Consider the following 11,887-nt stretch of genomic DNA (forward strand, 5'->3'; position numbering starts at 1 on the left):
TGCAATAACGGATGAATATATCCTCAACAGTGCTAAAAGTATTGTATAAATTGTCTATAAAACGATCTTCCCACTTTTCTGTAATGTTTCTTAATTTGTTTTCGATACGCAAAACTTCATCATCAAGAACGCTAGCATTTTTGGTCTTTAGCACTACATGCAATTTCATCAAATCATATTCATTGATAATGTGATTGTTATAAATATCTGAACTTCCTGCACTTGTCTCATCCTTCAATATGTCACGTATCTTGAACATTAGCCTAGCGCTAGCATAATGCATCGGTATCAGCACTATGCAACTAATAAAATCCCCGACTCTTCTTAAAAATAATCTGACCCTTGGCCTAATCGCAAGAGACATGATCGAAATGCAAATTTTAAATAATTCGTCTTCATTTGATTGGAATAATTCATCACAAGAGAACACTTGCAAAATAGAAATCAAAGCTTTATTGTTGTGGCCCCCGGTTACAAATCCTGCATTTTTTTCTATAACTTTAACTTTATCTTTTATTATTGGAATAGTTCGAATATCTTGGACCTCCGCTACAGAAGTAAATAGCCCGAAAAAACGCCGTTCCTTTACTACATTACCCTGGTCATCAAATTCTTTTACTCCTATACAATTCATGTATGTACGCCGATGGACTATTGAGATTAGATCTGATCTCAATATGTATAGGGAATCAAGGTTTGCAGAAGGAATCAACGTACTTTGACCTACTCTCATCAGGCCAAGGTCCTTTTTGCTATCACAGACGAGTTTTTCATCTTTACCAGCAATATATTCTTGATAACCTAGAAATACAAAATTATTGTTCTTTAGCCAAACTAGAAAATCTTTTTGCTCTTGATTTCGGTCTGGTGTCATTCCAGTGCGTGACACTGGAATCCACGTGTCCTTTTCCTGGATCCCAGTATCAAGTACTGGGATGACAGAAAGACTTGCCTCATCAAGTTTCTTGAGCATTAAGTACCAATCTTTCACAACACAATTAACTGCTTTCAGCGTTTTTTGTAGAGATTCTTTTAATGTATCAACAAAACTGTCACTTATACCTTTGATAATTACATATATAACTGACTCTTTGACTCCATTGCTTTCTTCCAAAGGGTAAATCTCGTCTATTAGGCCATCTTTTCTTTTAATGTTAATTATGCTGTTGCTGTAATAGCATATGGTTAAATCGTGCGACTTAATAGTTGCAATAACGGAGTCAACCAAAAATGGCATATCATCGTTTGTTATCTTAATCGTGGTAAAATCGCCTTCTATTCCTGGTATATCATCTATATTGCTTACTACTAACTTACTTTCATCTTTCTCTTTTTGAGAAACAAAATTGTAAGCATCGTTTACAATATATAGCAAAAACTTATCATTGGCTTTTAGGTCGCTTTTATAAACAAAACTATAAAAATACTTAATAAATTTTTTAATTTTTTCTTTATCTTGCTGATTTTCTTGATCAGCTAACTTAAATAAAGACTCAGTGTCAACATTATGATCTATACACATTTTTTTTAACAAAAATACACAGTGAACTTAAACCTTTTTAACTAAGATTTCATTATCAAGAGCGTACACTATTAGCTCATCATTTTCTACTACTTCCCCTGATAAAACTAATTTAGCTAAATTATTTTGAATACACTCTTGTATAACCCTTTTTAATGGCCTTGCTCCATATTCAGGGTCATAGCCAGTTTGTGCTATTAGTTCTTTAGCTTCCTGTGACAAACTTATACTCAGTTTACGCTTAGCAAGTGTTTTTTGTAAATAAGAAAATTGAACATTTATAATTTTATAGATGTCATCTCTGGTTAAACTGTGGAATATAATAATTTCATCCAGTCTGTTTAAAAATTCTGGACGAAATGCCGACTTAACTATTTGCATCACTTCATTTCTTATAGAATCAACATTCCCTTTAAGCATTATCTCAGCGCCAAGGTTAGAAGTTAAAATCAGTATGGTGTTGCGAAAATCAATTAATTTACCATGACTATCAGTGAGTCTACCCTCATCCAAGATTTGCAGCAATAGATTAAATATATCTGGATTTGCCTTCTCTATTTCATCAAACAGAATAGCCTGATATGGCCTTCTTCTTACTGCTTCGGTTAATCTGCCACCTTGCTCATAGCCAACATACCCCGGAGGTGCGCCAATTAGCTTTGAAACAGAGTGTTTTTCCATATATTCTGACATATCAAAACGCAGAAGCGCTGATTGATCGTCAAACAGAAATTCAGCAAGGGCTTTTGCCAGTTCCGTTTTTCCAACCCCGGTTGGGCCTAAGAATAAAAATGAACCGAAAGGTCGATTAGTATCTTGCACACCAGAGCGAGAGCGCCTAACTGCATTACTTATTGCTTCTATTGCATTTTTCTGCCCTATTACTTTTCTTCCTATTTCATTCTCCATGTTAAGGAGTTTTTCCTTTTCACTGTGCATCATGTTATCAACTGGAATTCCCGTCCACTTTGAAACAATGTTTGCAATGTCATCTCCAGTCACTTCTTTCTTTAAGAAGCTATCAGTAACCTTTTCCTGATTTTTTAATTCATTCTCAAGCTGAGGAATCACACCATACATCAATTCCCCTGCCCTTCCTAAATTTCCACTCCGCTGAGTTAATTCCAACTCTTTTCTAGCGTTATCTAATTTTTCGGCTGTTTCTTGTATTCTAGCTATTTTATTCTTTTCCATCTGCCATTTGCTGTTTAAGTCAGCAAATTTACTGTTTAGGTTTTCAATCTCCTCATTTATCTTTTTTAAACGCTGTTTAGAATTTTCATCACTTTCTTTTTTTAGAGCCTCTGCTTCAATCTTTAGCTGTATAACCTTTCTCTCAAGTTCATCAATAACTTCAGGCTTGCTATCCATTTCAATTCTCACCCTACTTGCTGCTTCATCAATCAAATCAATTGCTTTATCAGGTAAAAACCTATCTGTTATATATCTATTGGACAACGTTGCAGCAGCAATTATTGCACCGTCTGTAATTCTTATACCATGATGCACCTCATATCTTTCCTTCAAACCCCTGAGTATTGAAATGGTATCAGTTTCAGTTGGTTGAGAGATAAACACAGGCTGGAAACGCCTTGCAAGTGCAGGATCTTTTTCTATATGTTCACGATATTCATCTAAAGTTGTGGCTCCTATACAGCGAATTTCTCCACGCGCAAGAGCAGGCTTTAGCAAATTTGAAGCATCCATTGCACCACTTGTTGCTCCTGCTCCAACTAAAGTATGAAGCTCATCTATAAACAAGATAACTTTTCCCTCCGCTTTCGAAAGCTCATTAATAACTGCTTTTAACCTTTCTTCAAATTCTCCTCTAAACTTCGTTCCAGCGATTAAGCTACCCAGATCCAAAGCTAAAACCTTTGCATCACGCAAACTAAGTGGCACATCGTTTGCAACAATTCTGTTTGCAAGCCCCTCGACTATTGCAGTTTTTCCAACACCAGGTTCACCGATCAGCACTGGATTATTTTTTGTCCGCCTTAGTGATACCTGCATAGTTCTTCTGATCTCTTCATCACGACCAATTACAGGATCAAGCTTTCCTTGCATAGCAAGCTCTGTAACATCTTTTGTATATTTCTTTGCTGCGTTTAATTTTTCCTCACTGTTTGGCGAGTCTGCACTGCTGCCTTTTCTCATTTCTACAATAACTGAGTTCAGTTTTTGTGGAGTCACATCATTCTCTGCCAGAATTTTGCCTACAGTATCATCTTTTTGTGCAGTGAGGCCTTGCAGTAAACGCTCGACAGCAACAAATGAATCTTTATTCCTCCGAGCAATACCAATTGAATCTTCAAAAACTTTTGCTATTTCTCTTGAAAGCTGAAGGCCACCACTTCCTGGACCTTCAATTACTAGCAACTTTTTTATTGCGCTATCCACAGCATCAGAAATACTTTGCACATTTCCACCACAAGCGTTTATCAAATCCTGAACTAAACCTAATTCATCCTCAAGCATCACTTTGAGTAAATGCTCAGGCATAAAAATCTGATGCCCAGCCCCCAACGCTTTCATTTGAGCACTTTGAATTAGACTTTTTGCTTTTTCGGTAAATTTATTTAAGTCCATAACACCAGTTAAATTCGTATTTGCTGATGTATATAACAACTGATTTCATAAATTTAAACCTAAAGTTGTTTATTGTTAGGTATGAAATTTAAAACTTTCTTAAAAAAGGAACTATCATAGTAACCATACAAATATCTTGTATCTCAAGACCTTTGGTTTTTGTTGCTGAAAATGGTTGTATTATTTAAGTTATTAACAATATACAATACTAAGTTAATGTAATTTATTTGGAGATGACAGGAAAATTTATTGTAACTTTATATTCTAAATAGAATAAAGTTCTTTTGTTAGTATTGTCCTTTTTGTAAAAAATATTCCTAATTTCTTCATCATTTTTGTGGGTAAGGTCAGTTTTCAGTTACTCTTTTAACAGCTAAAGTTTTGCCGCTAAAGGAGCGTGTGAGAAGATGCTGTAAAGCTTTCACCTTACCCCATCTTCCTTGTTGGACAGCTTTAACAATACGTCTTTGTAGCCTCATAACAACTTTTGGCATTTCTTCCATGATAACTGGTTCCATGCTTCAGAGCTGTTGGTAGGCGCACTTACAGTTTTACTTGTAATCATCTGCTTCTCTACCTCAAGTGGTTAACAAAGTTTCTTGTCACGAGGGACCAAATGAAAGTCTGCTCGTTTTCACGCGAATTAATGTTACAAATTCTATCCATTTCGTTACAAAATGGCATTCGCTTTCTCCATTATCCTTTACCTGCATTTTCATCAGCGTTCCTTGCGGTTTGCTTGCCATATAGGCGGAAATACAGGCTTACCCTGTTCCTTCTGTCATACAACAGTGGGTTAGGTGACTTCTCTATACCGGTGATTTGCGTACATCCAGAAATGAAAAATGTCACATTACCTTTTGGTCGGAGCTTATCAGCATCTTTAGCTCTTTAATCGTTACGATACTTATGAAGCTTCACTTACGTTCACCATACCACTAAGCCTAGCTCTCCAACCACATGATGCTTGTAGTTTATGCTCCTTTCACGATTGAGCATCTTCTTTTTCAAGAGGAGGTTTATTGTCCGCATCGCTTGGCACCAACCGGTTACCCGATTCGCACTGATGCGTAGACTCAGATGGCAAAACATCTGGTTTAATAAGTTTTAGAACTCTTTTAGTTTCTTTCTGAAGGAATTCCTCTCCTTTTAAACAATATGACCGAAGACTTTCAGGTCGCACCATTTCAATAATTAGCTGGGTTCCAGCAGAATCAGTACAGAAAACATCAACAATACTTTGTTTTTTAGAGGCAATCTCAGCATCCATGATAGTGCTGAGAAATTCTATTTCTTCTATTTCATCTTTGCCAGCGAAGTCCAATATATCATTGAGAAAGTGAATGAGAATATCTTTATTTTTCTCAGTGCTAAATATTCTCTTGAACGCGAAATTGTTTTTTGGATCGAGAAATTTCGAAAAGGCCATAATTAAATACAATTAGGAGACGAATAATTATACACTATTTTTCGCAAATGTTCAACCTCTGATTACTCCTTATTCTTTGCCCTTCCTGCACGCTTACGTTCATTTGGATCAAGGAATTTCTTGCGTAAACGTATAGATTTTGGAGTTACTTCCACCAATTCATCATCATCTATATACGCTATCATATCCTCCAGTGTCATTATCTTTGGTGGAGTGAGCTTTATAGCTTCATCACTACCTGAAGCTCTTACGTTTGTTAATTGCTTACCCTTTAACACATTTATCTCCAAATCATTGTCACGGCTATGCTGGCCGACAACCATGCCACAATATACCTTGTCCTGTGGCTTAATAAACATAATTCCCCTGTCTTGCAAATTGAAAATTGCATATGCCACAGCCTCACCCTTATCTGTAGAAATTAAAACTCCATTGCGCCTTCCAGAAATTGGACCTCTATGTGGAGCATAACTGTGAAATAAACGGTTAATTATGCCCGTACCCCGAGAATCAGTTAAAAACTCTCCTTGATAACCAATTAATCCTCTTGATGGCACTAAAAACGTTAATCTTGTCCTGCCATTACCAGAAGGTCTCATGTCAGTCACTTCACCTTTTCGGAAGCTGAGTTTTTCCATGATGATTCCACTATATTCATCATCTACATCAATTACTACTTCCTCTATAGGTTCAAGTTTTTTGCCATCTTCTTCCTTAAATAGCACTCGAGGGCGTGATACCGAAAGCTCAAAACCTTCTCTCCTCATATTTTCAATTAACACCCCAAGCTGTAGCTCACCACGTCCACCTACTTCAAACGCTTCACCGCTTGGTGCCAAAGTCACAGTAATTGCAACATTTGTTTCTGCCTCCGCGTATAAGCGATCCTTTATAGCAGTTGAGGTAAGCTTTGTACCTTCTTGCCCAGCAAAAGGCGAATCATTAACGCTCAGAGTAATCGCCATTGTCGGCGGATCAACTGGAGTTGAGCTTACTGCAGTTGTAACTTCTGGCGCCGCTATAGTGTCTGAAACTGAAGCTTCCTCAAGTCCTGCAATTGCAATTATGTCTCCCGCCACAGCTTGTTCTACTGGAATGCGTTTCAAGCCAGAAAATGAGAGCAACTTAGTTAATCTTCCTCGTTCAATTACTTTGCCATCGAGGTCAAGCACCTTAAGATCTGAATTGACTTTTGCAATGCCCTGATAAACCTTTCCTGTCAATATTCTGCCAAGAAACTTATCAGACTCAAGTAGAGTGACCAACATAGCAAAAGGTGCATTTTGATTATAAACAGAAGGTTTTATATAATCTATAACCGTTGAAAATAATGGGCTTAAATCTTTTCTTTCATCAGAAAGCTCCTTAGCACACCAGCCATTTCTACCTGAAGCATACAACACTGGAAAATCTAGCTGCTCGTTGGTTGCATCAAGGTTAAAAAATAACTCATATATTTCATTTAATACTTCATCAATTCTGCTGTCTGGTCGGTCGACCTTATTGATTATCACAATTGGCTTCAAATTTGCTTTTAGTGCTTTTGAGAGCACAAATTTTGTTTGTGGCATGGGACCTTCTGCAGCGTCAACCAGCAGCAATACACCATCTGCCATGCACAATACCCTTTCTACTTCTCCACCAAAGTCCGCGTGCCCTGGCGTATCAATAATATTGATCTTTTCATCGCCCCACATTATTGATGTGCACTTTGCAAGTATTGTAATTCCGCGCTCACGTTCTTGGTCGCCACTATCCATAACTCGCTCTTGAACTTCTTGATTCTCGCGGAACGTACCACTTTGTTTTAACATGTTATCAAGCAAAGTAGTTTTACCATGGTCAACGTGTGCGATTATTGCTATATTTCGGATCGATTTAAATTCGTTCATTTTCTATCATTTCAAAATTAATTTAGTAATAAGTATACATAAAATACACTTAGAGTAAATAACTAAAGCTGTGCTGTGCTTCCAAGATATTATAGGATTACTTTGTTAAATATTCTCTACTCCCAGGTTTTGTTATGGGTAGTTGTTTTAATTCACTTGGAAGTTCTTCCTCGCTGTAATTTTTGATGTTCAGTTCAATCAAAGATATGACAGGAAAAGGCAGTTTCGTTTCACTATTTCTCTTTATCAAAGAAGCTTCAGCAACAACTTTACCTCCTTTCCCTTCTGCACATTCCACTGCTTCAAGTGAAGATTTACCTGTGGTTATTACATCTTCAATGAGCAATATTTTCTCACCCTTTTTGATCTTAAATCCACGGCGTAATTCAAACTTACCATTAACGCGCTCGCAAAACATTGTCTTTATTCCAAGCTGCCTGCCAATCTCATAACCCACAATTATTCCACCAATTGCAGGAGATAATATTAAATCTATGGAGCTATTTAATTCTTTTTTTATTTTATCTGCTAATAATGCGCAAACTTTCATGGCTCTGCTTGGATTTTCAAAAATCTTCGCACACTGTATGTATGTGCCACTATGCAGTCCGGATGATAAAACAAAATGCCCATGCAAAATTGCTTCTGCTTCTTTAAATTCTTTTATTATTAGGTTATTTTCGTCTAATATCATTTTTCAAGTTTCACTATTACATTCTTTATTAATTATCTGAGTTATGCAAATATCAGACCACACATTTATTGCAGTTTCAAACATATCGATGATCGTGTAAATAGGTAAAATAAGTCCCATGATGTGCAAAGGAACATTCATCGACATGAGATAACTGCTTGCCATAAAATAGCATCCCATCGGCACTCCAGCGTTACCAATTGCAGCTCCTGTAGCTAAAAAAATCCATATCAACATTTCGCTTAAGGAAAATACGTATCCGTTCATTTCTGCAACAAACATTACAGTGATTAGTATAAATGCAGCACATGCATTCATATTAATTGTTGTGCATATTGGTAAAATAAAAGACGACAATTTCTTTGGCACCTTTAGCTTGTTCTGCACACATTCTATAGTTGTTGGCAATGTTGCACTGGATGATTTAGAAAAAAACGCAAGTATGAGTGCCGGCATAACCCCTTTCAGCGTTTGAATTGGTGATATGCCTTTATACCACATAAATAGCGGTAAAATCAGAAATGCCTGCACAAAATTTGCAGACATTATGCAAACAAAATACCATAAAAGGTTGTAGAACTCACTACCGCCTTTTAATTCATGCAAAAAACATGTAATAAAAGACCAAACAGCAAGCGGAATAAATTTTAATAACCCTTGAGCAATTTTAAGTAGCGTATCAAAAAGTGCAGAGAATACTTGATATAATATATCCTGCTTTTCTTTTGAAAGTGAAACAATAGCTCCACCCATCAAAAAAGCGATTAATATGCTACCAATCATATTATTTTCAAGAAAAACTTGCACAAAATTAGAAGGAATGAGTGATTTTAAATATGAAAAATAACTGTGGTTATTGCTGTTAATACTCCCTATTGTATTACTTATGAAATTTTTTCTTGCTGGATCTATTAACAAATAAAACGATAATGCAACAAACGCAGCTATAATAGTTGTAAGCAGAGTATAAAATAGTGTTTTCTTAACTAAGACTTTGATTTCAATTGAGTCTTTGAGCCCGGAAATTGTGGAAACTATGGATAAAAAAACCAGAGGTAAGCTTATTAATTTGAGCAAGCTGATAAAGATATCACTAAATAGCTTTGCTATTTCAAATATGATTTCATTGTTTAGGTAGTAAGCAACTATTGCAAGCAGTATAGAAAAGAGTATTGCAAACTTGTGCATTGAAAATAAAACTTCAAAGTAACATTATACAATAATTTTGCTGTTTTGGAATCAGATTGATAGACAAAATAACTTTACAGATTAGGGAAAGATAAGAGGATGTGTTTATTCGGAGACAGTGTAAGATTTCTTAATTTAAATTTAGGTGCACTTAGCCCATTCTGGTGATAACAAATTGGAATAGATAAGATATGATAACTAACTCTTCTGCGAGTATATAGTTTTGCCGGACACAACAGTACGTACTACGTGTCCTTTTACTTTGCGACCATCGAAAGGAGAATTCTTTGATTTACTAGCAAAGTTGTCAGTTTTAATTTCCCATTCATGATTGAGGTCAACTAAAATTAAGTCTGCAGCAAGGTTTTTTTGTATACGACCACGTGGTATGTGTATTATATCTGCAGGCTTATATGTCAATTTTGCAAGCACATCAAGTAGACCCATTTGCCCACTGTGATAGAGTTCAAGTGAAAGGGGCAGCATTGTTTCAAGACCAACAATACCAAATGCAGCATTTTCAAGTGGTAGATCTTTAGAACTACGATCATGCGGAGCGTGATCAGTTGCAATGCAATCAATCACACCTGTCTTTAAACCTTCAACCATAGCTAAACGATCTTCTTCAGTGCGAAGCGGCGGATTCATTTTTGCAATTGCTCCATGTTGTTTTACTATATCTTCAGTCAAAGTGAAGTGATGAGGGGTTACTTCGCACGTAACATTTAATCCCAAATCTTTTGCACGTTTAATAGCATCAAGTGAATCTTTTGAAGAGACATGTAGAATATGGTAGTGCACATTTTCCATATCCTTCATTAGCAGTATATCACGATTTACCATAACCGATTCTGACGCACTCAAGATCCCCTTTACTCCCAATTCTTCAGAAATTTTACCTTCGTTGATTGCGCCACCAGCAGATAAATTTAAATCTTCTGCATGTTGAGCAATAGGAACATTCAGCATACTTGAATAAAGCAGCGCCTGTCTCATAATCATTGGGTTCATAACTGGCATGCCATCATCGGTGAACCCAACCGCACCTGCTTCCTTTAAAAGTGCCATTTCAGTCAGGTGTTCTTCCGAAGTGGTGATTTTAGCGTAAAATTCAACGTTTACATGTGAAGTTTCAAGTGCTCTATATTTCAAATATTTAGCCAAAATAACGCTATCAATTGCTGGAACAGTGTTTGGCTGACAAACTACAGTTGTAACTCCCCCCGCAGCTGCAGATTTGCTGCCTGTATATATAGTTTCTTTATGTTCCTGGCCTGGTTCACGAAAATGTACGTGAATGTCAATAAGGCCTGGCATTAGAACAAGCCCTTTACAGTCTATTGTTTCATCAACTCCACTTGTTGAAAATAATGATTCACCAAAGTCAACAATTTTATCCCCTTCAGTCAATAATGAACCTTTTATATCAAGTTTAGTTTCCGGGTCGATAATACGAGCATTAGTATACGCAATTTTATAGCCTTCCTTTTGCCCTGTTTGCAACAAATCCCAAGTTTGAGTCATTATATTTGAGTATCGATTATAAAATAAATTTAAAGTTTTTTTAATAAAACACAACCAAATTAAAACACAGACTAAGAGCTGTCTTGAATTAAAGTGCTTTCATTACCCTAAAGATTTGGTTCTTATAACCTAGTTAGCTCAGTTTTAACGTTAATGTGTGAAACTCTGAGTTCTGTTGAAGGATTTTCCAGCTGAATATCTAGCTCATTCTGTATGTTCGATAAACAAATTAAAGCTGAATCAAAAATTTCATCACACTGCTTTGCTTCATGTATATCATCAATTATTTCCTCGAATTCTTCCACATCATCCATTTCTTGCGGCGCACTTTTTAATATCGCTTTTATTTGGTTTAAGTTTTGACGAATTTTCTCCTGATATCCAACAATTCTCTCTTGATATATATCAATCATTTTTTGACATGCGTTGCCTCTAAATGGATGTTCTTTTTTCTCTTTTATGTAAGAACTTTGAAAGTCTTTACAGTTAAGGATTGCTTCTCTATGTTTTTTTATGTCATTAATTGCGCTGATTATCGACTTATCTATTTTCTTTAAATTTTCTTCCCGTTCTTCTCTTTTAATTATACTTTTGGATTCATTTTTTATCTGGTTCATTTTGTCATACAGGTTTCTGCATCCTTTGTAAGATGCCATTGGTTGTAATATTCCTTCTTCTACACCTTTATTGTAAAAATTCTTCAACTCATCATTTGATAGTATTGTTATAGCATCTTCCCTTTTACTCTGTGATTTAGGATACTTTTTATTCAATAAACTAACATGATTTAACAAAAAATCTTTAACTAGCCCTTCTTTTTTTACTTCGGATAATTTTTCTAGTGTTTCTATATATTTCAGAACTTCCGCAAAGAGCTGTCCACCAGAAGGAGCAAATCCTTGAAGTGGTTTACTCTGTGCTTTATAAAAATCGGTTTGTAAAAAATTTTCAGCTTGTTTTTTTATTACTGAAAGTTCATTAAGAGGTTGTCCACAAACCAGTAAATCAAGCATATTCCCTACTTAACATAACTTTACTCATAGCCAGAT

Annotated in this window: 7 protein-coding genes and 2 pseudogenes; all 9 read right to left on the reverse strand. The window is 35.9% G+C overall.

Features of this window, described 5'->3' with window-relative positions; all coding sequences use genetic code 11:
* Positions 1-1,522 (reverse strand): annotated as a pseudogene (locus BA053_RS03025) (NAD-glutamate dehydrogenase); the annotation flags it as partial.
* A 27-nt stretch (positions 1,523-1,549) separates the two neighbouring features.
* Complete coding sequence (clpB, locus tag BA053_RS03030; RefSeq protein WP_065095323.1) at positions 1,550-4,111, reverse strand: ATP-dependent chaperone ClpB; 2,562 nt, start codon at positions 4,109-4,111, stop codon at positions 1,550-1,552.
* Positions 4,112-4,458: 347 nt separating this feature from the next.
* Entirely contained in the window at positions 4,459-4,629 is a 171-nt protein-coding gene (locus BA053_RS08570) for a reverse transcriptase N-terminal domain-containing protein (RefSeq protein ID WP_245611020.1), read from the reverse strand.
* Positions 4,630-5,294: 665 nt separating this feature from the next.
* A pseudogene (locus BA053_RS08765) lies at positions 5,295-5,540 on the reverse strand (PD-(D/E)XK nuclease family transposase); the annotation flags it as partial.
* A 62-nt stretch (positions 5,541-5,602) separates the two neighbouring features.
* Positions 5,603-7,432 (reverse strand): translational GTPase TypA, encoded by a 1,830-nt coding sequence (gene typA, locus BA053_RS03040; RefSeq protein ID WP_065094924.1) that lies wholly within the window; start codon positions 7,430-7,432, stop codon positions 5,603-5,605.
* A gap of 97 nt (positions 7,433-7,529) precedes the next feature.
* Positions 7,530-8,126: an orotate phosphoribosyltransferase gene (gene pyrE / locus BA053_RS03045; protein ID WP_065094923.1), complete on the reverse strand. Its 597-nt coding sequence runs from the start codon at positions 8,124-8,126 to the stop codon at positions 7,530-7,532.
* A gap of 3 nt (positions 8,127-8,129) precedes the next feature.
* Positions 8,130-9,314, reverse strand: coding sequence for a dicarboxylate/amino acid:cation symporter (locus BA053_RS03050; RefSeq protein ID WP_065094922.1), 1,185 nt, complete (start codon positions 9,312-9,314; stop codon positions 8,130-8,132).
* Positions 9,315-9,512: 198 nt separating this feature from the next.
* Positions 9,513-10,838 carry a dihydroorotase gene (locus BA053_RS03055; RefSeq protein WP_022626228.1) on the reverse strand — a complete coding sequence of 442 codons (1,326 nt, stop codon included), beginning with the start codon at positions 10,836-10,838 and terminating at the stop codon, positions 9,513-9,515.
* Between the two features lie 122 nt (positions 10,839-10,960).
* Positions 10,961-11,851 carry a hypothetical protein gene (locus tag BA053_RS07250; RefSeq protein WP_245611021.1) on the reverse strand — a complete coding sequence of 297 codons (891 nt, stop codon included), beginning with the start codon at positions 11,849-11,851 and terminating at the stop codon, positions 10,961-10,963.
* Between the last annotated feature and the right edge of the window lie 36 nt (positions 11,852-11,887).

This window comes from Wolbachia endosymbiont of Nomada ferruginata, assembly GCF_001675785.1.
GTDB lineage: Bacteria > Pseudomonadota > Alphaproteobacteria > Rickettsiales > Anaplasmataceae > Wolbachia > Wolbachia pipientis.

Excerpts from the sequence above, each read along its gene's own strand:
- clpB (WP_065095323.1), bottom strand. The coding sequence starts at position 4,111 with ATGGACTTAAATAAATTTACCGAAAAAGCAAAAAGTCTAATTCAAAGT.
- BA053_RS08570 (WP_245611020.1), bottom strand. The coding sequence starts at position 4,629 with ATGGAACCAGTTATCATGGAAGAAATGCCAAAAGTTGTTATGAGGCTA.
- typA (WP_065094924.1), bottom strand. The coding sequence starts at position 7,432 with ATGAACGAATTTAAATCGATCCGAAATATAGCAATAATCGCACACGTT.
- pyrE (WP_065094923.1), bottom strand. The coding sequence starts at position 8,126 with ATGATATTAGACGAAAATAACCTAATAATAAAAGAATTTAAAGAAGCA.
- BA053_RS03050 (WP_065094922.1), bottom strand. The coding sequence starts at position 9,314 with ATGCACAAGTTTGCAATACTCTTTTCTATACTGCTTGCAATAGTTGCT.
- BA053_RS03055 (WP_022626228.1), bottom strand. The coding sequence starts at position 10,838 with ATGACTCAAACTTGGGATTTGTTGCAAACAGGGCAAAAGGAAGGCTAT.
- BA053_RS07250 (WP_245611021.1), bottom strand. The coding sequence starts at position 11,851 with ATGCTTGATTTACTGGTTTGTGGACAACCTCTTAATGAACTTTCAGTA.